The sequence below is a fragment of the Streptomyces sp. NPDC001728 genome, from assembly GCF_040297565.1.
Classification (GTDB): domain Bacteria; phylum Actinomycetota; class Actinomycetes; order Streptomycetales; family Streptomycetaceae; genus Streptomyces.
In genome coordinates this window covers 108,272-127,169 of record NZ_JBEOZK010000005.1, presented here as the reverse complement: position 1 = coordinate 127,169, position 18,898 = coordinate 108,272, and the positions used below count along the sequence as shown (strand labels likewise).

Here is an 18,898-nt window from a genome sequence, read left to right as displayed (position 1 = left end):
GCGCGACCGGAGGCCTGCACCGGGGCGCCGGGGAGAGCCTGACGAGAGGAAGCAGGGACATGGCCGAGCCGAGGATCTTCACCTCCGCCGAGGAGCTGCGCGCGGGGGTCGGCGAGCAGCTGGGGCACAGCGACTGGCTGGAGATCGACCAGAAGCGCATCGACCTCTTCGCCGATGCCACCGGCGATCACCAGTGGATCCACGTCGACCCCGAGCGTGCCGCCGCCGGGCCGTTCGGCACGACCATCGCGCACGGCTATCTGACGCTCTCCCTGCTGCCGACCTTCGTCCCGCAGGTCCTGTCGGTCCAGGGCATGAGGATGGGCCTCAACTACGGCACGGAGAAGGTGCGTTTCCCCGCCCCGGTCCCGGTCGGCTCGCGGCTGCGTGCCACGGCCGTCCTGACGAAGGTCGAGGAGGCGGGCGGCGGCGTGCAGGTGACGGCCGCGGTGACCGTGGAGCGCGAGGGCTCGGAGAAGCCTGTCTGCGTCGTCGAGTCGGTCTCGCGCTACTACTTCTGAGCGCCGACCATCCTGAGGACGAGGTCGGCGTAGAGCGCGCCGACCTCGTCCGCCGTGTGGCGGCCCTGGGTGTTGAACCAGCGCGAGACGTCGATGCAGAGCGAGAGCACGGCGACCGTGGTGCCGGGCACGTCCGGCACGTCGAACTCGCCCGCCGCCACGCCCTCGTCGATGATGCGGCGCACCGTCGCGTCGGACTCGCGGCGCAGCTCCACGATCTCGGCGCGGTGCTCGGGGCCGAGGGCGTCGAGTTCGTACTGGACGACCCGCGCGGTGGTGTGCCGCTCGGCGTGCCAGCGGACGAAGGAGCGCACGGCGTCGGCGAGGCGCTCGGCGGCGGTGCCCTCGCCGTCGGCGGCGGCCCGGAGGATCTCCAGGGCCTTGTCGTGGCCGATGCGGCTGATCCGGTGGAGCAGCTCTTCCTTGGTCTTGTAGTGGATGTAGAGCGCGGCCGGGCTCATCCCGGCGCGGCCGGCGATGTCCCGGGTGGTGGTCGCGTGGTAGCCGCGCTCGGCGAACGCCTCGACCGCGGCCACGAGCAGCCGTCGGGCCGCCTCGGGCGTGACCTCGCCCCAGGACATGTCCTCGCCCCCGGGCGTCTCCTCCGCCGCGCTCATCCCACACTCCCTCTCGGACCCTGCCAGGACGAACACCATACAACGTGGGTGAGCAAGCGCTTAGCGAGCGGGCGGGTGCGGAGCCGGTCCAGGGCCTCGGAGCCGGTTCAGAGCTTCTGGAAGGGGTCGTGTTCGGCGAGGAGCTTCTCCAGGCGGGCCTGGTCGACGCGGCTGACGATCTGGCCGGCCTCCTGCCGGTCGCGGACGACCTTGGCGAGCGTGAAGGCCGAGGTCGTCAGATAGAGGACCGAGATGGCGAGGAAGGCACGGACCCAGGCGCTGGCGTCGAGCTGGTAGACGCCGACGGCCACGGCCGCGATCGCGATCCCGAAGGAGATGACGGCCTGCAGGTAGTAGGCGGCGGTGTTCTGCTGCTTGACCGGTGTGTCGCTCATGCCGGACAGCATCGGACGGATGCGGCCGGGGCCACATCCGTCCGGGTACTCAGGCGCGCGCCGCGCGCTACTCAGAAGGCCGAGACCCCGGTCAGGGCCCGTCCGATGATGAGCTTCTGGATCTGGCTGGTGCCCTCGTACAGGGTCATGACGCGTGCGTCGCGCAGGAGCTTCCCGACCGGGTACTCGTCGATGTAGCCGTAACCGCCGAAGACCTGGAGGGCGTTGTTCGCGGCGCGGACGGCGGCCTCGGAGGCGTACAGCTTGGCCTTGGAGGCGGCGGTGGCGAAGTCCTGGCCCCGGTCGATCAGATCGGCCACCCGCCAGGTCAGCAGCCGCGCCGCGTCCACGTCGACGGCGATGTCGCTGATGAGTTCCTGCACCAGCTGGTACGAGGCGATCGGCTTGCCGAACTGCTCGCGCTCCCCCGCGTACCGCACGGCCGCGTCGAGGGCGGCCTGTGCGATGCCGACGCAGCCCGCCGCGACCGACATACGGCCCTTGGCGAGGGCGGACATGGCGACGGTGAAGCCCTTGCCCTCGGGCCCGAGCATCGCGGACGCGGGGACCCGGACGTCCTGGAGGACCAGTTCCGCGGTGGCCTGGCCGCGCAGCCCGAGCTTGCCGTGCACGGCGCGGCGGGTGAGGCCGGGGGTGTCGGCGGGGACGAGGAACGCGGAGACGCCCCTGTGGCCCGGGGTGTCGTCGGTGCGGGCGAAGAGCAGGACGACATCGGCCCAGGTGCCGTTGGTGATGAACATCTTGCTGCCGCTGACGAGGTAGTCGTCGCCGTCGCGCACGGCGCGGGTGGCGAGGTTCCCGGCGTCGGAGCCGGTGCCGGGTTCGGTGAGGCCGAAGCAGCCGAGCGCCTCACCGGAGGCGAGCCGGGGCAGCCACTCCCGCTTCTGCGCCTCGTCGCCCCAGGCGGCGACGGTCTTGGCGACCAGCCCGAGGGAGACGGAGACGATGCCGCGCACGGAGGAGTCGCCGCGGCCGAGTTCCTCGGTGACGAGGCAGTAGGCGAGGTGGTCGCCGCCGGAGCCGCCGTACTCCTCCGGGATCGTGAGTCCGAGGAAGCCGACGGCGCCGAGCTTCTTCACGATCGCCCGGTCCACCTCCTCGGCACGGTCCCACGCGACGGCGTGCGGGGTGACCTCGCGTGCGACGAAGTCCACGGCGAGCCGCCGCACGGCTTCCTGTTCCTCACCGAGTGCCAGATCCACGCTGCCCCACCTCACCCGTCCCATTAATTACCACTGCTAGTTTCTGGTGTGCGGGCCTACTATGTGCGCCATGGCCCGACCGCGCAAGCCCCTGCTCAGCCGAGACCGCATCGTCGAGACGGCGGGCGCGCTCGTGGACGCGGAAGGCCTCGCCGCGCTCTCCACCCGTCGCCTCGCGGCCGAACTCGGGGTGAGCGGTCCCTCGCTCTACAACCACTTCCGCACGAAGGACGAGATCCTCGACGCCGTCGCCGACGCGGTGAGCGCGAAGGTCGACCTGTCGATGTTCGAGGAGACCGACGGCCGCGACTGGCTGACGGCGCTGCACGACTGGGCGGTCTCCTACCGCGCCGCGCTCGCCGACCACCCGCAGATCGTCCCGGTGCTCGCCCGCGGGCCCGGCCGCCGCCCGGCGGGGCTGCGGGTCGCGGACACCGTCTTCGGCGCGATGGTCCGTGCCGGGTGGCCCCCGGCGCAGGCCACCTCCATCGGCGCGCTGATGCGGTACTTCGTCACCGGCTCGGCCCTCGGCTCCTTCGCCCGCGGCTTCGTCGACGACGAGACGGCCTACGACCCCGCCGCCTACCCCCACCTCGGCCAGGCCCACCTGCTCGCGGAACACCGCCAGAAGGTCGACGAGGGCGCCTTCGACACGGGCCTGCGGGCCCTGCTCGACGGACTGCGCCTCCAGTACGAGGGCCTGGCGCGACGGACGGCGGAGTCAACCGGTGGTACGGGCGCGGGGCCCGGCGGTCCGCCGGCAGGACTCAGCGGCCCGGCCTCGGGGCCCGGAGGCCAGGCCTCGGCGCCCGGCTCGCCGGTCACGGGGCCCGGCGGGCAGGCCTCGGCGCCCGGCTCCCCGGTCACCGGGCCCGGCACATCGACCGCGAGGCCCGGCGGTCCGGCCTCGGGATCGGGCGACCCGGCAGCCGCCGCCCACCACACTTCGGCCGTCGCCGAAGCGTGAGTGCGGGAGGCTCGGTACATGGCAGCCGGTGACCTCGCCGCTCTCGCGGCGATCTTCGCGGACGAGACCCGTGCCGCGTTCCCGCTCGCCTCGCTCGGCAGGCGGGCCTGGACCGCCGGCGAACTCGCCCGGCACGCGGGCGTGGCGCCCTCCACCACCAGCGAGCACCTCGGCACACTCGTCACCGGCGGGGTGCTCATCGAGGAACGGCAGGGCCGCCACCGGTACGTCCGCCTCGCCGACCCCGGGATCGCGCACCTCGTGGAGGACCTCGCCACCCGGTCCGAGCCGCCCGTGGCCGCGCCGCCCCGCTCCCTGCGGGTTCCGCGAACGCCGGGCGGGCGACGGCCCGGGGCCGGACCTGTCACGACCATCTCGCCGGGCGGCTCGGCATCACGATCACGGAGGCGATGACCGGTCGCGGACTGCTCCGCCAGGACACCGGTTTCGCCCTCACGGACCGGGGCCTGGCCTGGTTCGAGGGGCTCGGCATCCCCCTCGTAGGGGTGTGACCGAGATGCGCGCCAAAGGGACGACGGGATCATCTTGAAGCCCTGACGCGCCCGGATCTACGTGCGGCGGCGTGCGGCGGGGTCATCTTCGGCAACGTACCGGGCAACCGAGTCGACGCCGGGGCGGGAGTACCGCTCCACGGAGCGGGCGGATGCGCCGTCTCGGTGCCGCTCTATCGCGATTCACGGCGGTTGGGGCCGAGTTCATCCCTGTCGCCCTTGACGGCTAACACCAGTAGCCGTAACTTGACGCCCCATAGCTAACGGCGTTAGCCGCGTTGATCACTCGCGAAGTGAAAGGGCTGCGGTGAGCACTCCCACAGGCGAAGCCGGGCCACCCGTCATGGCCGACCGTGCGCGGCAGATCATGGCCGCTGCCCGGGAGTTGCTCGACGCTGAAGGGCCGGATGCGTTGTCGATGCGACGCATTGCCGAGCGCGTCGGCATCCGGGCACCTTCCTTGTACAAGCACTTTCCCGACAAGGCCGCTGTCGAGGCCGGGCTTCAAGCACAGGGGATGGTGCGCCTGGCGCAGGACCTGGAGGCCGCTGAGGCCGAGATCGGCGACGATCTTCCCCTGCTGGTACTCGCGAGCGCCTATCGGCAGCATGCGCTCGCCGGTCCGCATCTCTACCGCCTCACCCACACTCGGCCGCTCGCCCGCCCCGCGCTCCCCGAAGGGCTCGAAGACCGCGCGGCGATGCCCCTGGCTCGCGCGGTGCATGGCGACATCGATATCGCGCGGTCGTTCTGGGCGTTCGCCCACGGCATGGTGACACTCGAACTCGACGGTCGATTTCCGCCCGGCGCGGACCTGGACGCCGCATGGCGCACCGGCTGCGAGGCGTTCGCCGACCTCCTCCGGAACAAGAATGGCGGCGATGCCCTGTGACGGCCGTCGCCAAGCGTTCCGCTCCTGGCCTCCCCCCTGCTCCTGCTCTGGATCGCCGCACTCGGCACCACGCTCAGGCGCTGGCCCTGAGTACTCGCTCGACCGGGCGATGTGCGGACAACTGCCGCTCGGGGTGCCCAGCGGTCACGGCTCCTGGACAAGGAGCTCCGGCAGGAGGCCGTCCGGTGCACGCCTGATGACCCATCCCCTTCACCAAGCCTGCTACGGAATGACCATGGATCTCGCCTACCTTCCCAGCCCGTCAACCGGGGTACTGCACCTCGGCCCGGTGCCGTTGAGGGCATACGCCTTCTGCATCATCCTCGGCGTGTTCGTGGCCGTCTGGCTCGGCAACCGGCGCTGGGTCGCACGGGGCGGGGACCGGGGCGTCATCGCCGACATCACCATCTGGGCCGTGCCGTTCGGCCTCGTCGGCGGACGGCTGTACCACGTGCTCACCAGCCCCGACGCGTACTTCGGCAAACACGGCGAGCCAATCCGGGCTCTGTACGTGTGGGAGGGCGGGCTCGGCATCTGGGGCGCCATCGCCCTGGGCGGCCTTGGCGCGTGGATCGGCTGCCGTCGCCGCCGCATCCCCCTTCCCGCCTTCGCGGACGCCGTCGCCCCGGGCATCGCCGTGGCCCAGGCGATCGGCCGCTGGGGCAACTGGTTCAACCAGGAGCTCTACGGCCGCCCCACCACGCTCCCTTGGGGCCTGGAGATCGACCGCGCACACCGCCCATTCGGAATGCTCGACATCGCCACGTATCACCCCACCTTCCTCTACGAGTCGCTCTGGGACATCGGCGTCGCCGCACTGGTCCTCTGGGCGGCCCGGCGGTTCGCACTCGGCCACGGCCGGGCCTTCGCCCTGTACGCCGCTGCCTACACGGCCGGCCGATTCTGGACGGAGTACCTGCGCATCGACGAGGCCCACACGTTCCTCGGCCTGCGCCTGAACGACTGGACCTCCGTCGTGGTCTTCCTCGGCGCGTTCGCCTACCTCATCGCATCGGCCCGCCGCCTCCCCGGCATCGAGGACGTGTCGCGGCCCCGGAGCGAGGACGGAACGGAGAGGGCCGACAAGCCTCGTATCACCACGCTGACTTCAAGCGTCGACGCGTCCACCGGCACCCCGGCCAGGGCGAATGCCGACTGACGGTCTGAACGGACTCACTCCAGGAGAGCCACTCCCAACCATTCGGCGCCCCGCCCCCAGCTGGATCTCGCCCCCGTCGCCTCGCAAGGAGTGAACACATGACATCCCCAACCCGCCACAAGGCCAATCGAAGTTCGGCATCGAGCCTGGTCCGCGGCGCCTGGGCCCTGCTCTCCGTGTTTCTGTTGGCCTGGACTGTGCTCGAGATGGTCAACCACGGCGGCGGGACGATTCCGCTGGGCATATCGGGCTTCATCGCTCCCGACCTGACGCTGTTCGTCGGGCCGTCGGAGCCGCGCGAACCCGGGCAGCTCCCACGCGGCAGGGTGCCCGCCTACAACCTCGTCCACCGGCCGATCGTCCCCGTTCTGGGGCTCATCGTCGTCCCCTTCCTGCCGGGCGACGGACCAGGTGCCAACGTCGGGCTGTTCACCTTCGCGCTCGGCTGGCTGCTGCACATCGCCTCGGATCGGGCGCTCGGCTACGGACCGCGCACTGCCGACGGCTGGCAGCGCTGAGCGCCGACCGAGCAGCTTCGCGGACCCGGACGTGGCCACCGGCGAGATCATCACCTCCATCCACCGCGGGCACCGGAACTCGAAACACCGACCACCACACCCGCGAAGATCAAGTACTGGCGGCTTCTGGACATACCTCGGTACCGCCCCTGGTACGGCTCACGTCTGACGGCCGGCAGGCGTTCAGAGGCCACGCCGCGGCCCTGGAGCGGATCGTCGCAACGGCTCGCGCCCCGCAGGGCTGCGAGCTGGACGGCTGCCCGCCGCGAATGCGGATGACGACCACACGAGAAGGAGGCTATGGATGTTGCGGTTGAGTCGGGGTTCGGGTCGGTTGTACAGCGTGATGCTCATGCCGGCGGCAGCGGTCCTGCTTGTGGATCAACTCACCAAGTTCTGGGCGGTCTCCGCGCTGTCCACCGACGAGAGCGTTACCGCGATCCCGACTGTGATCCGTTTCCGGCTGCTGTACAACGCCGGCGCCGCGTTCTCCATCGGCTCCGGCGCGACATGGGTGTTCGCCCTGGCGGCGGCGGGCGCGGTGGCGGGCGTCCTCTATGCCGGACGCCGGCTGTCCTCTCGCGGGTGGGCGCTCGCGCTGGGCGCACTGCTCGGCGGCACGGTGTCCCACCTGGGTGACAGGCTCTTCCGCGAGCCCGGTTTCGCCCGCGGGCATGTCGTGGACTTCATCGACTACGGCCCTTTCGTGGGGAACGTCGCCGACATCGCACTCGTCTGCGGATGCATTGCGCTGGCGCTGCGGTGCCTGCGTGGTGTGCCGCTCGCCAAGGCACCAGGTGAAGAGCCTCCCACTGACGTGTCTACGGCGATGTCTGGCTCGACATCGCCTGGCGACTGATCCTCTCCGCCACTTCGACGGTACGGCCCGTACTCACGCCAGGAGGCTCGCGGCCGGTCAAGTGGCCCGGCTGAGTCCAGCAGCGGTGAGGTCCTGCTCGCGCAGCAGGGTGAAGTCGACGTCGAGCTTCGGGTCGTACCCGTCGGGCTGGATGCCGAGTTCGTCCGTGGAGTACTCGCCGAACCGGTTGATGTGTTCGGTCAGGTACGGCGAGATGTGGGCCAGGTCTTCCGGGTCGATCTCCCTTCCCTCCTCCAGCAGTTGCCGCACGATCTCCGCGATGTCCAGGGCGTTGTGGAAGATCACCGCGTTCGTGAGCAAGGCGTTGGACTTCATCGCCCTCTCCTGCTCGACGGGGTCGTTGTCGGCGATGACGCCGCGGTTGCCGAAGCCGCTCACGGGCCCCGCGCGCGGCGGGCAGGAAGCCGGCACCCCACCGGCTCCACGCACCCCCGCGATATTGCGGTGAGCGCCGAACCGTCCGCGCCCTACCGTCGGGGCATGCAGAAGCAATCCTCCCGGCTCGCCCTCGTCGCCGCCGGGGTCACCGTCGTCCTCTGGGCCTCCGCCTTCGTCTCCATCCGCAGCGCCGGGGCCGCCTACTCCCCCGGCGCACTGGCGCTCGGGCGCCTGCTCGCCGGGTCCCTGGTTCTCGGGACCGTCCTCCTGATCCGGCGGGAGGGGCTGCCGCCCCGGGCCGCCCTGCCGGGGATCCTGGTGTCGGGCCTGCTCTGGTTCGGGGTCTATATGGTGGTGCTCAACTGGGGCGAGCGGGAGGTCGACGCCGGGACGGCGGCGATGGTGGTGAACATCGGACCGATCCTGATCGCGCTGCTCGGCGCGCGGTTCCTGAGGGAGTCGCTGCCGCCCCGGCTGCTCGCGGGCATGGCGGTGTCCTTCGCGGGCGCGGTGACCGTGGGCCTCTCGATGTCCGGCGCCTCCTCCGGCGGCCATGCCTCCGTGCTCGGGGTGCTGCTCTGCCTTCTGGCGGCGGTGGCGTACGCGGGCGGGGTCGTGGCGCAGAAGCCCGCGCTCGCGCACGCCGGCGCGCTCCAGGTGACGACCTTCGGGTGCCTGGTGGGGGCGGTGGCGTGTCTGCCGTTCGCCGGGCAGCTGGTCGAGGAGGTGGGTTCGGCGCCGCTGTCGGCGACGCTGAACATGGTCTATCTGGGGGTCTTCCCGACCGCGCTCGCGTTCACCACCTGGGCCTATGCGCTGGCCCGTACGACGGCGGGACGGATGGGCGCGACGACCTACGCCGTACCCGCCCTGGTCGTCCTGATGGCCTGGGCGTTCCTGGGTGAGCTGCCGGGGCCGCTCACCCTCGCCGGGGGTGCGCTGTGCCTGGCCGGGGTGGCTGTTTCCCGCTCCCGCGCGCGGGCTTCCGGGAGCGCCGGAACGGCTGAATCCACCTGACAGGGCATACGCCCGGTTCCGGACACTTCGCGGCCGGTCCATGACGGGGAGCCTCCCCCGACCAGGAGGGCAAACCCCTGTCAAGCCCGAGTTTCGGCCCGGCGGCCGAGGGGACACGTTTCATGGCCTCCCGGCCGGATAGTTTCGAGTCGGTCACAGGCGCAGGCCGGAACGTAACGCTCCGGCAGTTCTCGTAAGCCGACGGGGGAGCTCATGGCGATTCAGCAGCGGGCGGAGCGGACAAGACGGGAAATCCTGTCGGCGGCCGCACGGGTCTTCGACGGGATGGGATACGAACGGGCGTCGTTGGCCCGGATCGCGGGCGACGCACGGGTGACCACCGGCGCGCTCGTCTTCCACTTCGCGACCAAGGCGGATCTGGCGACGGAGGTACGGGTGCGGGCCCGCGCGGTCACCCGCATCACGGTCGAGTCGGCCTGCCTGTCCACGGAGGGCGTGGGCGGCACGGCCATCGACAAGCTGGTGATCGCGACCCACGCGCTGATCCGGCTCTTCGAGACGGACCCGACGGCGCGGGCCGGTGAACGTCTGTCGCGCGAACTCCAGTTACCTGGCCCCGGGCTGTCCCGGGACTGCCCCTGGCGGCGCGAGGTGGCCCGCCTCGCGCGCTTCGCGGCGGCGGAGAAAGCGCTGCGGCCCGGCGTGGACGCGACGGCGGTCGCGGCGCTCATCGGGTACGTGATCACCGGGGTCGAGCTGGAGATGCGCGCCCCCGGCTCGCCGGCCGACGAGACCTGGCCGGCCGAGGAGACCAGGGAGCCCCGGGGGCCCCGGCCGTCCGCCGAGAGCGGCGCCCTGCACGGGCCGGCCGAACAACGACTCGCCCGCATCTGGGAGTTGATCCTGCCGGGCCTGGTGCATCCGACCACCCGGAACCGCGGCTCCCGTCCCCGGCATCACGGCACCGCGGCACCTGACGCCGACACCAGGGCACCACGGCCCTGACCCCCGCCCAGCGCGCCGGCCCGGGCCGCCACCCGGGCCCCCTCACTCCCCCGAGCGCAGCAGCTGCCGGGCGAAGTCCGCGAGCGAGCGGCCGATGCGCTCGGTCGACAGGCCGAGTTCGTGCCGCTGGAACTGGAACAGCTCGGGTGACAACGGGCTGAGCGCGATGTCGATCAGCGGGTCCGGGTCCTGGATGCCGTGGCCGACGAGCAGCGTGCGGACGTGCACGCGCCAGAAGCCGTAGGCGCCGGTCCGGAAGCGCGCGGGGCCGGTCTCCGCCCCCAGCGCCAGCGGCAGATGACGTTCGAGCAGATCGAGCATCGCGAGATAGAACGCCGCCAGGCGCTCTCCGGCGGGCGCACCGGGACCCAGCGGCGGCGGGCCGTAGATGAGCTGCCCCTGGAGCCGGCGCTCGTGCTCGTCGAGCAGCGCCACGGCGACCGACGAGGGGTCGGGGAAGCTCCGGTAGAGCGTGGCGCGGCCCACCCCGGCGGCCTTGGCGATCCGGTCCATGGTGACGGAGCGTGGATCCTGCTCCGCGAAGAGCTGCTCCGCCGCGGCCAGGATCAGGGCGCGGTTGCGCTCCGCGTCCGCCCGCCGGCGCGGGGCGACCGGCTGTTCGTCCGCCGCCTGGAGATCACCAAGGAGCCCGCCGACCCGGTGCACGGAGGCGGCTCCACGTCCGCGCTGCTCGTCGTCGCTCATGGACCAGACCTTACTTCCCTCGGGGCTAAGTGGACACCTTGTCCGTTTGCCATCTCTCATGGCATGCTAAACGGACTCAGTGTCCACTTACCCGCTCGCCATCCCCGCCCCAGGGAGATCAAGATGCACACCGCGCTACTCGCCGCGGCCCTGCTGGTCGGCTGCCTCCTGGCCGTCCAGGCCTCGGTGAACCTCCAGCTCAACTCGGCCGTCGGCACCCCGTACGGCGCCTCGACCATCCAGCTCGGCGTCGCCACCGGTCTGCTGACCGTGCTCGCGATCGCGGCCGGAGCCCTCGGCGCGCTCGGCAAACTGCCCGACGTCGAGCCCTGGCAGCTGCTGGGCGGACTCGCGAGTCCGCTCTACATCACCAGCGGCATCCTGCTCTTCCCACGGCTCGGCGCCCTCGCCGCCGTCGGGCTCTTCGTCACCGGCCAGATGTTCGCCTCGCTCGCGCTCGACCTCTTCGGTCTCCTCGGTCTCGAGCAGAAGGACCTGAGCATCGGCATCGTCGTCGGCGCGGTGGCCGTCCTCGCCGGCATCGTCGTGATCATCCGGGGCATGAAGGCCGCCGCCCCTCCCGGCGCCCCCAAGATGTCGAGCGCCGGCCGGGCCGGCTGGCTCGCGCTCGGTGTCATCGCCGGTGGCGTGCTCCCCGTACAGGGCGCGGTCAACGCCCAGCTGCGCGCCCAGCTCAAGGAGCCCATCACCGTCGCCGTTATCAGCTTCGCCGTGGCGACCTTCACCATCGCCGTCGTCCTGCTCGTGCTCTACGCGACCCGGAAGACCCCGAAGCCCAAGATCGCCCCGCTGAAGAAGATGCCCTGGTGGGGCTGGCTCGGTGGCGCCTGCGCCGCCGCGTACGTCACCGGCACCTTCCTCCTCATCCCCACCATCGGTGCGGCCGTGACCATCGCCCTGACCGTCACCGGCCAGCAGCTGACCTCGGCGCTGATCGACCACAAGGGCCTGTTCAAGCTCCCGCAGCGCTCGCTCACCAAGGAGCGCGCCCTCGGCCTCGCCCTGCTGATCGCCGGCTCGCTCACCATCCAGCTCGTCTGACCGGGGCCGCGTCCGCCCCCGGGTCCTCACCCGGGGGCCACGGCCCGCTCGGTGCGTCATGAAAGGTGTGCCATGAAACCCTCCTACACCGCCGGGCCGGACCTCCACGTCCTTCCCTCGGCACTGCCCATCCCGGGCCTCGGCGACCAGCCGGTGAACGCCTTCCTGCTGAAGTCCGGTGAACCGCTGCTCGTGGACACGGGCATGCCCGTCGACCGCGAAGGCTTCCTGGAGTCCCTCTGGTCGCTCATCGAGCCGGCGGATCTGCGCTGGGTCGTCGTCACCCACGACGACCGCGACCACACCGGCGCGCTCGCCCGGATCCTTCAGGCCGCGCCGAACGCGAAGGTGCTCGCGAACGCGATATCACTGACGCGAATATCGGAGGAGTTCAGCATTCCGCAGGAACGGGTAGTCACTGCGAACCCGGGAAGCCGTGTGAAAGTCGGGGACCGTGAGCTGAGTTTTCACCGGCCGCCCACTTTCGATTCACCCGGAACTCTTGCCGTGTTCGACCATTCCGATGGAACGCTCTACAGCTCCGACAGTTTCGGTACCGTGGTCGAGGAAATAACCCAGGAGTTCGGCGAGCTGTCCGAGGAGGAATTCTTCCACGGCTTCGAGGTGCTGAACCGCGCGATAGCACCCTGGACCGCGCTGGTCGACGAGGCGAAATTCCTCCGGCCGGTGCGGGAGCTCGCCGCCCTGCGCCCCGCGAAGCTGCTGAGCGCGCACGGGCCGACCGTCCGCGAGGACGCCGTGCCACGGCTCTTCGAGGCCATGGCCCGTATCCCCGCCCTGCCCGCCTGGCTGCCGGGCGCCGACCTCGAAGCGGCGCTGGACGCCGTCGAATCCCCCGCCGGCTGAGCCTCCGCTCCGCCCGCGCACGAAACGCCGGCCGGGCCTCCGCCCCGCCGGCCGCACGAACCGAGGAGAACCATGTCCGACCCGACCACCGCCGACCTGACCCCGCCGCGCGGAGTCGTCACCGTCTTCTCCGACATCTGGTGTTCCTTCGCGCACATCGCCATCCACCGGCTGCACGCCACCCGGGCCCGCCTCGGCCTGGAGGAGCAGGTCTCCTTCGACCTGCGCGCCTTCCCGCTGGAACTGCTGAACGACGCCCCGAGCCCGCGCCCCGGCACGGACAGCGAGGTCGCCCGGATGGCCAGCCTGGAGCCGGCCGCCGGCTGGCAGCTGTGGCAGGCCAAGGACTGGCTCTACCCGTCGACGACGCTGCCCGCCCTCGAGGCGGTGCTCGCCGCGAAGGAGCAGAGCCTGAACGCCTCGGAGCAGCTCGACCTCGGGCTGCGCCGGGCCTTCTGGGCCGAGTCCCGCTGCATCAGCCACCGCAAGGTGATCCTGGACGTGGCCGCCGAGACGGGCGCCGTCGACGTCGACGCGCTCACCGAGGCACTGGACGACGGCCGGGCCCGCCGCACCCTCTCCGACCAGGCCGCGCTCTCCAAGAGCGACCGGGTGAACTGCAGCCCGCACCTGTTCCTGCCCGACGGCTCCGAGCACGCCAACCCCGGCATCGACGTGGGCTGGGAGGGGGCTTACGGCATCGGCTGGCCGGTGATCGCCTCGGACGACCCGAAGGTGTACGAGGACATCCTGCTGAAGGCCGCCACTGAATAGTTGAACAAGCCGCGGAACGCGGCCGGACAACGGGAACGACGGTCAGGCATTCCTATTCGAGGAATGCCTGGCCGTCGTTCCTTTTTTTCGCCGTCAGAACATCGCGGTGATTATTAATTGCGTGACCCGGCCGTTATTCGCAAGGGCACTCGAAGCTCCTACAGTCATTCACGCCGCCGGAATTCCGGGCGGAGATTCGTATCGACAGCGGGAGTTCTTCATGTCGTTGACCGACAAGGCAGACGTCAGCACGTTCGTCGACCTCACCCAGCACGAGATCGAAGCCCTGAAGACCCGGTTCAACCTGGCCGACGCTCACACCCACCAGCGTCAGTCCGCTTCCCAGGAGCGGATCGTCTCGCGGCTTCCCGAGCTCTGGCACGAGTCCGAGTCGAAGCAGCAGGCGCACTTCGAGCGCCAGTTCATCGACGCCTTCTTCCGTCTGCACCAGCAGCCCACCGCCCGTGCGATGGACCGCACCCTCCTTTCCTACTCCGCCAGCGTGTCGACGATGGTCGCCGGCATGTTCCTCAAGCAGCGCGGGATGTCGGTCCAGCTCGTCGAGCCCTGCTTCGACAACCTGGTCGATCTGCTCCGCAACATGCAGGTGCCGATCTCCCCGCTCGCCGAGTCGGCGCTGCACGAGAAGGACGCCATCTACGAGCGGCTCGTCGAGCAGGTCGACGCCGACGCCATCTACCTCGTCGACCCCAACAACCCCACCGGGTTCACCCTGCTCGCCGAGAAGCTGGAGGGCTTCCGCGAGGTCGTCCGCTACTGCGTGGACCACGACAAGGTCCTGGTGATGGACTTCTGCTTCGCGTCCTTCGCGCTCTGCGACGAGGGCATCGGCCGGGTGGACATCTACCAGCTCCTCGAGGAGTCCGGCGTCACGTACATGGTGATGGAGGACACCGGCAAGACCTGGCCGATCCAGGACGCCAAGTGCGCCATGATCACGGCCAGCCGGAACATCCAGGAGGAGGTCTACAACCTCCACACCAGCGTCCTGCTGAACGTCTCGCCGTTCGTCCTCAACATGGTCACGCAGTACATCGAGGACTCCATCACCGACGGCTTCGCCTCCGTCCGCGACATCATCAAGACCAACGGCGACGCGGCCCGCGCCGCGCTGCACGGCACCATCCTGGAGTTCCAGGAGCCGGTCGTGGGCACCAGCGTCGCCTGGTTCCGCATCAAGCCGGAGCACCTGACCGCCACCCAGCTGCAGGCCGTCCTCTTCGACGAGGAGGTGTACGTCCTGCCGGGCACCTTCTTCTACTGGAACACCAAGGAGAAGGGCGAGCGCTTCGTCCGCCTGGCCCTGGCCCGCGAGCCCGAGGTGTTCGCCGGCGCCATGGAGCGGATGCGGAAGGTGCTCGAGCGCTATGCGGCCTGAAGCGAACCCGGAAGTGACCGGCACCCCCGAAGCGAGCGAGCACGCCCCCACGGTGTTCATCGACGCCACGCTCTTCATGGGCATGCACAGCGAGGACGACGCCGTCCGTGTCGGCGCCAAGGCCTTCTTCGCCGGCCGGCTGGCCGCCGGGGACGCGGGCCGGGTCGTCATGAGCTGGGAGCAGGTGGGCCGCTGCGACGACCTCGTCTGGGGGTACGAGCGCGGCCTCCAGGACGAGTACTACCCGTTCATGGACGTCCTCCACACCGACCTGGCCATCGACCGGGTCCCGTACGACGAGGACGACGTCCGCCGGGCGTTCACCACGCCCGAGCTCGACGGCCTGCCGGCGCACGAGCGGCTGCTGCTCGCCCAGGTCATCGGCCGCGGCGGCGTCCTGCACACCGCGAGCCCCCGGCTCCTCAAGGCGGCCGGGCTGCCCGTCGTACCGATCGGCACCGCCGCGGAGCCCTCGTTCCCCGCGTATCTGGAGGACCTCTACCAGCGCTCGCTGGTGCTGACGGTCGACTCCGCCAACCTCTGAAGACATTCCGAAGGGCGCCCCACTCATGCCTGGCACCTACTCCGGGACCGTCGTCCCGCTGATCACCCCCCTCGACGAGCACGGCACCGTCGACGAGCAGAGCGTGGTCCGTCTCCTGGACCACATCCGCGCCGAGGTCAACGGCCTCATGCCGGCCCTGACCTCCGGCGAGGGCTGGAAGCTCGACGCCACGCAGTGGCGGGACGTCGTCACGTACACCGTGCGGCACGCCGACGGACTGCCCGTCCTGGCCGGCATCCAGCTCCCCGACACCGCGGCCGTGATCGACCGGGCCCGTGAGGCCGCCGAGATCGGGGCCGACGCGATCGTCGTCACCACCCCGTTCGGCGCCGAGGTGACGCAGGACCAGATCGTCGAGCACTACAAGGCGATCCGCGCGGCCCTCGACATCCCGATCTTCCTCTACAACGAGGAGGCCCTCTCGGGCAACCGCATCGAGTTCGACACCCTGATCCGGATCTGCGAGGAGATCCCGGGGATCGTCGGCATCAAGGAGTCCAGCGGCGACGCCGCCTTCACCCGGAAGATGGCCGAGGCCGGCACCGGCATCCCGGTCTTCGAGGGCTGGGAGAACCTGCTCGTCGACGCCCGCGGCATCGACGGCTTCATCGGCCCGCTGGCCAACCTCGAACCCGGTCTGTGCAACGCGATGCTGGTCGACCCCACCCCGGACCGCCAGACGGAGATCAACACCGTCTGCGAGCGGTACGGCGTGTTCCTCGACGACTGGTACCGCTGGGTCAAGAAGGAGCTGCACCGGCGCGGCGTGATCAGCTCCCCGACCGTGCACGAGGAGGCGAAGGCGGCATGAGCACCACCCCCGCCTCCACCACCACCCCCACGTCCCCGGCCTCGACCGCCACCGATTCCCCCGTGCCGGTCGTCGCGCACTCGATCACGGCCCCGGCCGCGACCGCCCAGCGCGAGCTGCACGGCCTCTACCGGCGCGTCCCCAACCTCGGCGACTACGGGTCGATGACCGCGATCGAGGAGCGGTGGATCCTGCCCAAGGCGAAGGCGTACGAGACCTCGGCGCCCCGCTTCGGCTCGGCCGGCGAACTGCTCCAGGGGCTCAAGGAGTTCCTCTCCGAGGAGGAGGCCTCGATCCCCGAGAGCGCCACCTTCCTGGCCGAGCACGCGACGCTCGATCAGTTCAAGGCCGTGGTGCGGCAGTTCGCCCTCGACGGCCTCACCGAGTCCGAGTCGCTGCTGCCGGTCGTCCCCCGGCTGCCGTACCGCTCGGCGATGGCGGTCTTCCGGGTCCTCATCGACGAACTCGGCTGCGGCAACGAGGAGAAGGCCCACTCGCAGCTCTACCGCGACCTGCTCACCGAACTCGACATGAGCCTGGACCTCGACGACTACCTCGACGAGACCACCCCGGAGTGCTTCGCCTACGTCAACATGTTCCACTGGCTGGCGAGCCGGGCGTCCTCCCCCCAGTACTTCCTGGGCGCGTACGCCTACTTCGAGACCAGCGTCCTGTACGCCTTCCAGAGCTTCGCCCGTGCGGCGCGGCGCCTCGGGATCGTCCACGACGCCTACTACACCGAGCACCTGTACATCGACTCGTACCACAGCAGCCACATGCGTACGGCGATACGCGCCCTCGACGAACCCGACCTGGCCAAGATCTGGGCGGGGGTGCGGCTGGCCTCCGACATCGTCGGCACGGCCACCGAGACGGCGATCGCGCGGGCCCGGGAGACCGTCGCATGACGGCCGTGCCCGCCGGGCGGCGGCGGGAGTCCGACGAGCCCGCCGTCCGCCAGGTGACCGAGGAACTGATCCTGGTCGAGGTCGCCGGCCGCAAGGTCCTCGCGGCCGCCGTCTGCCCGCACCGCGGGGGCAGGCTCAAGTACGCCCGGGTCGACGGGGACAGACTGCGCATCACCTGCCCCCTGCACCACACGACCTTCGACCTGACCAGCGGGGAGCGCACCTCGGGCGCGCGCTGCGCGGCCCTCCGGGTGGTCGACGTGCTGCCCGGCGAGGACGCGCCCGGGGCGGCCCCCGCCGGGGGCGCCTCATGACCACCACACCGACCGGGGCGGCGTCCACCGTGACGTCGCCCCGTGCGGCGGTCGACCACGACGGCATCGCTCCGGTGCCCGAGGCCGAACGCACCTCGACACCTGGCGACTTCGGCTGGATCTGGCCGTCCGCCCAGTTCTCCTTCGGCACCGTCGTCCTCGGCGCGCTGCCCGTCGTCTTCGGTCTCGGCTGGTGGGCGTCGGCGAGCGCCATCGCGGTGGGCGTCGCCGTCGGCACGGGGCTGCTCGCGCCGCTCGCCCGCTTCGGCGTCCGTACCGGCACCAACGATCCGGTGGCGAGCGGGGCGCACTTCGGCGTGCGGGGCAGGGTCGTCGGCAACCTCCTCACGGTGGTGACCGCGCTCGGCTTCTTCGCCATCGCCGTGTGGACGGGCGGCACGGCCGTCATGGTCGCCGGGCACCGGCTGTTCTCCACCCCCACCGGCCCCGGCGCGCTGACCGCCGCGATGTTCGTGACGGCGGCGGCGGTCGCGCTGGTCGCCGTACGCGGCCACGAGACCCTCGTCCGCACCTACAAGGTCACCGCGGTGACCGGCGGCGCGGTCCTGCTCGGCACCGCGCTCGTCCTCGCCCCCGACTTCGACCCGGGGTACGCCGGCGGGCCGCTGGCACTGGACAGCGCCCTGCACACCTGGCTGCTGGCGGCGACCGCGTCCGCGACCGTGCCCCTCTCGTACGCCACCTTCCAGGGCGACTACACCCGCTACATGCCGGCCTCGACGCCCCCCGGCCGGGTGGTGCGGGCGAGCGGGATCTCCATGTTCCTGAGCAGTCTCGCCGCGCTGCTCACCGGCGCGTACGTGACGACGCTGTTCCCGGTCCCCGACGATCCGTGGCTCCAGGGCCTGACGGACGCGGTGCCCGGCTGGTTCGCGGTGGCGGTCGTCGTGTTCGGCTTCGCGGGCACCCTGCCGCAGGCGGGGCTCTGTCTGTACGCGGCCGGGCTCTCCGCCAACTCCGTGTTCTGGCGCTCCTCCCGCGCCGCCGTGACCACGGTGGTCGCGCTGCTCGCCGCGGCCGTGCTGTACCTCGGTGCGGTGGTGTACGACGCCATGGACGCGATGTCGGCGTTCGTGACGCTGCTGCTCACGGTCGTCGCCCCCTGGGCGGCGGTGCTCTCCGTCGGCTACGTGCTGCACCGGGGCCGGTACGACGCCGAGGCGCTGCGCACCTTCACCACGGGTGGCGGCGGGCGGTACTGGTACGCCGGCGGGGTCAACCCTCGTGCGGTCACGGCCTTCGCCCTGGGCTCGGCCGTCGGGGTCCTGTGGGTCAACAACCCGCTGTACACCGGGCCGTTGACCGACCTCACCGGCGGGGTCGATCTGAGCCTGCCGGCCTCCTTCACGGTCGCCGCCGTGCTGTACGGGGTGCTCTGCCGGGTGTGGCCCGAGCCGCTGCTGCCGCCGTCCCGAGCTTCGAGGTGA

21 protein-coding genes and 2 pseudogenes are annotated in these 18,898 nt (G+C 71.0%); 18 read left to right on the top strand and 5 right to left on the bottom strand.

The window, feature by feature from the left end:
* Nucleotides 1-59 precede the first annotated feature (59 nt).
* Nucleotides 60-521, top strand: a complete 462-nt coding sequence (locus ABT154_RS10300; protein ID WP_351855349.1) for a MaoC family dehydratase — start codon at nt 60-62, stop codon at nt 519-521.
* Here the strand turns inward: ABT154_RS10300 and ABT154_RS10295 are convergent.
* The 3 genes from ABT154_RS10295 to ABT154_RS10285 all read right to left on the bottom strand — a co-directional run bounded on the left by ABT154_RS10295 (nt 512) and on the right by ABT154_RS10285 (nt 2,756).
* Nucleotides 512-1,138: a TetR/AcrR family transcriptional regulator gene (locus ABT154_RS10295; protein WP_351855346.1), complete on the bottom strand. Its 627-nt coding sequence runs from the start codon at nt 1,136-1,138 to the stop codon at nt 512-514. The genes ABT154_RS10300 and ABT154_RS10295 overlap by 10 nt on opposite strands.
* 107 nt (nt 1,139-1,245) lie before the next feature.
* A complete protein-coding gene (locus tag ABT154_RS10290; RefSeq protein WP_317877618.1) occupies nt 1,246-1,533 on the bottom strand; it encodes a YiaA/YiaB family inner membrane protein in 288 nt (95 codons plus the stop codon).
* Nucleotides 1,534-1,604: 71 nt separating this feature from the next.
* Nucleotides 1,605-2,756, bottom strand: a complete 1,152-nt coding sequence (locus tag ABT154_RS10285; RefSeq protein ID WP_351855344.1) for an acyl-CoA dehydrogenase family protein — start codon at nt 2,754-2,756, stop codon at nt 1,605-1,607.
* A 70-nt stretch (nt 2,757-2,826) separates the two neighbouring features.
* Here ABT154_RS10285 and ABT154_RS10280 point away from each other — a divergent pair.
* From ABT154_RS10280 to ABT154_RS10255, 6 genes and pseudogenes are all read left to right on the top strand, one after another.
* Nucleotides 2,827-3,462, top strand: a pseudogene (locus ABT154_RS10280) (TetR/AcrR family transcriptional regulator); the annotation flags it as partial.
* A gap of 279 nt (nt 3,463-3,741) precedes the next feature.
* Nucleotides 3,742-4,223: pseudogene (locus tag ABT154_RS10275) on the top strand (ArsR/SmtB family transcription factor); the annotation flags it as partial.
* Nucleotides 4,224-4,578: 355 nt separating this feature from the next.
* Nucleotides 4,579-5,127, top strand: coding sequence for a TetR/AcrR family transcriptional regulator (locus tag ABT154_RS10270; RefSeq protein WP_351855341.1), 549 nt, complete (start codon nt 4,579-4,581; stop codon nt 5,125-5,127).
* 235 nt (nt 5,128-5,362) lie between these two features.
* Nucleotides 5,363-6,286 (top strand): prolipoprotein diacylglyceryl transferase, encoded by a 924-nt coding sequence (gene lgt / locus ABT154_RS10265; protein WP_351855339.1) that lies wholly within the window; start codon nt 5,363-5,365, stop codon nt 6,284-6,286.
* A 98-nt stretch (nt 6,287-6,384) separates the two neighbouring features.
* A complete protein-coding gene (locus ABT154_RS10260; protein ID WP_351855336.1) occupies nt 6,385-6,804 on the top strand; it encodes a DUF4260 domain-containing protein in 420 nt (139 codons plus the stop codon).
* A gap of 346 nt (nt 6,805-7,150) precedes the next feature.
* On the top strand, nt 7,151-7,663 hold the full coding sequence (locus ABT154_RS10255; protein WP_351855777.1) for a signal peptidase II: 513 nt from the start codon (nt 7,151-7,153) through the stop codon (nt 7,661-7,663).
* 57 nt (nt 7,664-7,720) lie between these two features.
* Here ABT154_RS10255 and ABT154_RS10250 read toward each other — a convergent pair whose 3' ends face one another.
* Nucleotides 7,721-8,095 (bottom strand): Tn3 family transposase, encoded by a 375-nt coding sequence (locus ABT154_RS10250; RefSeq protein WP_351855334.1) that lies wholly within the window; start codon nt 8,093-8,095, stop codon nt 7,721-7,723.
* Between the two features lie 69 nt (nt 8,096-8,164).
* Here ABT154_RS10250 and ABT154_RS10245 point away from each other — a divergent pair, with 69 nt between their 5' ends.
* The gene (locus ABT154_RS10245) at nt 8,165-9,079 is read left to right on the top strand and encodes a DMT family transporter (protein WP_351855332.1); all 915 of its coding nucleotides are present in this window, start codon (nt 8,165-8,167) and stop codon (nt 9,077-9,079) included.
* A gap of 213 nt (nt 9,080-9,292) precedes the next feature.
* Nucleotides 9,293-10,045, top strand: a complete 753-nt coding sequence (locus ABT154_RS10240) for a TetR family transcriptional regulator (protein WP_351855330.1) — start codon at nt 9,293-9,295, stop codon at nt 10,043-10,045.
* Nucleotides 10,046-10,087: 42 nt separating this feature from the next.
* Here ABT154_RS10240 and ABT154_RS10235 read toward each other — a convergent pair whose 3' ends face one another.
* Complete coding sequence (locus tag ABT154_RS10235) at nt 10,088-10,750, bottom strand: TetR/AcrR family transcriptional regulator (protein WP_351855328.1); 663 nt, start codon at nt 10,748-10,750, stop codon at nt 10,088-10,090.
* Nucleotides 10,751-10,873: 123 nt separating this feature from the next.
* Between ABT154_RS10235 and ABT154_RS10230 the strand changes: the two genes are divergently transcribed.
* The 9 genes from ABT154_RS10230 (at nt 10,874) to ABT154_RS10190 (ending at nt 18,898) form a co-directional block, all read left to right on the top strand.
* Nucleotides 10,874-11,812, top strand: coding sequence for a DMT family transporter (locus ABT154_RS10230; RefSeq protein WP_317875314.1), 939 nt, complete (start codon nt 10,874-10,876; stop codon nt 11,810-11,812).
* 72 nt (nt 11,813-11,884) lie between these two features.
* Nucleotides 11,885-12,679 (top strand): MBL fold metallo-hydrolase, encoded by a 795-nt coding sequence (locus ABT154_RS10225; protein WP_351855325.1) that lies wholly within the window; start codon nt 11,885-11,887, stop codon nt 12,677-12,679.
* A gap of 72 nt (nt 12,680-12,751) precedes the next feature.
* Nucleotides 12,752-13,453 carry a DsbA family oxidoreductase gene (locus ABT154_RS10220; protein ID WP_332434250.1) on the top strand — a complete coding sequence of 234 codons (702 nt, stop codon included), beginning with the start codon at nt 12,752-12,754 and terminating at the stop codon, nt 13,451-13,453.
* A 220-nt stretch (nt 13,454-13,673) separates the two neighbouring features.
* Nucleotides 13,674-14,852 (top strand): pyridoxal phosphate-dependent aminotransferase, encoded by a 1,179-nt coding sequence (locus tag ABT154_RS10215; protein WP_351855322.1) that lies wholly within the window; start codon nt 13,674-13,676, stop codon nt 14,850-14,852.
* Nucleotides 14,842-15,396: a DUF6190 family protein gene (locus tag ABT154_RS10210; RefSeq protein WP_351855319.1), complete on the top strand. Its 555-nt coding sequence runs from the start codon at nt 14,842-14,844 to the stop codon at nt 15,394-15,396. The genes ABT154_RS10215 and ABT154_RS10210 overlap by 11 nt, the downstream gene beginning before the upstream one ends.
* Nucleotides 15,397-15,421: 25 nt before the next feature.
* On the top strand, nt 15,422-16,228 hold the full coding sequence (locus tag ABT154_RS10205) for a dihydrodipicolinate synthase family protein (protein ID WP_351855317.1): 807 nt from the start codon (nt 15,422-15,424) through the stop codon (nt 16,226-16,228).
* Nucleotides 16,225-17,136, top strand: a complete 912-nt coding sequence (locus ABT154_RS10200; RefSeq protein ID WP_351855315.1) for an iron-containing redox enzyme family protein — start codon at nt 16,225-16,227, stop codon at nt 17,134-17,136. The genes ABT154_RS10205 and ABT154_RS10200 overlap by 4 nt, the downstream gene beginning before the upstream one ends.
* Nucleotides 17,133-17,450 (top strand): Rieske (2Fe-2S) protein, encoded by a 318-nt coding sequence (locus ABT154_RS10195; RefSeq protein WP_317875321.1) that lies wholly within the window; start codon nt 17,133-17,135, stop codon nt 17,448-17,450. Before ABT154_RS10200 ends, ABT154_RS10195 begins: the two co-directional genes overlap by 4 nt.
* The gene (locus tag ABT154_RS10190; RefSeq protein WP_351855313.1) at nt 17,447-18,898 is read left to right on the top strand and encodes a purine-cytosine permease family protein; all 1,452 of its coding nucleotides are present in this window, start codon (nt 17,447-17,449) and stop codon (nt 18,896-18,898) included. Before ABT154_RS10195 ends, ABT154_RS10190 begins: the two co-directional genes overlap by 4 nt.

Bases quoted from the DNA above. Each gene is read 5' to 3' on its own strand.
- ABT154_RS10255 (WP_351855777.1), top strand. From the start codon at position 7,151: ATGCTCATGCCGGCGGCAGCGGTCCTGCTTGTGGATCAACTCACCAAG.
- ABT154_RS10210 (WP_351855319.1), top strand. From the start codon at position 14,842: ATGCGGCCTGAAGCGAACCCGGAAGTGACCGGCACCCCCGAAGCGAGC.
- ABT154_RS10290 (WP_317877618.1), bottom strand. From the start codon at position 1,533: ATGAGCGACACACCGGTCAAGCAGCAGAACACCGCCGCCTACTACCTG.
- ABT154_RS10300 (WP_351855349.1), top strand. From the start codon at position 60: ATGGCCGAGCCGAGGATCTTCACCTCCGCCGAGGAGCTGCGCGCGGGG.
- ABT154_RS10200 (WP_351855315.1), top strand. From the start codon at position 16,225: ATGAGCACCACCCCCGCCTCCACCACCACCCCCACGTCCCCGGCCTCG.
- ABT154_RS10270 (WP_351855341.1), top strand. From the start codon at position 4,579: ATGGCCGACCGTGCGCGGCAGATCATGGCCGCTGCCCGGGAGTTGCTC.
- ABT154_RS10295 (WP_351855346.1), bottom strand. From the start codon at position 1,138: ATGAGCGCGGCGGAGGAGACGCCCGGGGGCGAGGACATGTCCTGGGGC.
- ABT154_RS10240 (WP_351855330.1), top strand. From the start codon at position 9,293: ATGGCGATTCAGCAGCGGGCGGAGCGGACAAGACGGGAAATCCTGTCG.
- ABT154_RS10190 (WP_351855313.1), top strand. From the start codon at position 17,447: ATGACCACCACACCGACCGGGGCGGCGTCCACCGTGACGTCGCCCCGT.
- ABT154_RS10195 (WP_317875321.1), top strand. From the start codon at position 17,133: ATGACGGCCGTGCCCGCCGGGCGGCGGCGGGAGTCCGACGAGCCCGCC.
- ABT154_RS10225 (WP_351855325.1), top strand. From the start codon at position 11,885: ATGAAACCCTCCTACACCGCCGGGCCGGACCTCCACGTCCTTCCCTCG.
- ABT154_RS10245 (WP_351855332.1), top strand. From the start codon at position 8,165: ATGCAGAAGCAATCCTCCCGGCTCGCCCTCGTCGCCGCCGGGGTCACC.
- ABT154_RS10220 (WP_332434250.1), top strand. From the start codon at position 12,752: ATGTCCGACCCGACCACCGCCGACCTGACCCCGCCGCGCGGAGTCGTC.
- ABT154_RS10230 (WP_317875314.1), top strand. From the start codon at position 10,874: ATGCACACCGCGCTACTCGCCGCGGCCCTGCTGGTCGGCTGCCTCCTG.
- lgt (WP_351855339.1), top strand. From the start codon at position 5,363: ATGGATCTCGCCTACCTTCCCAGCCCGTCAACCGGGGTACTGCACCTC.
- ABT154_RS10215 (WP_351855322.1), top strand. From the start codon at position 13,674: ATGTCGTTGACCGACAAGGCAGACGTCAGCACGTTCGTCGACCTCACC.
- ABT154_RS10205 (WP_351855317.1), top strand. From the start codon at position 15,422: ATGCCTGGCACCTACTCCGGGACCGTCGTCCCGCTGATCACCCCCCTC.
- ABT154_RS10260 (WP_351855336.1), top strand. From the start codon at position 6,385: ATGACATCCCCAACCCGCCACAAGGCCAATCGAAGTTCGGCATCGAGC.
- ABT154_RS10235 (WP_351855328.1), bottom strand. From the start codon at position 10,750: ATGAGCGACGACGAGCAGCGCGGACGTGGAGCCGCCTCCGTGCACCGG.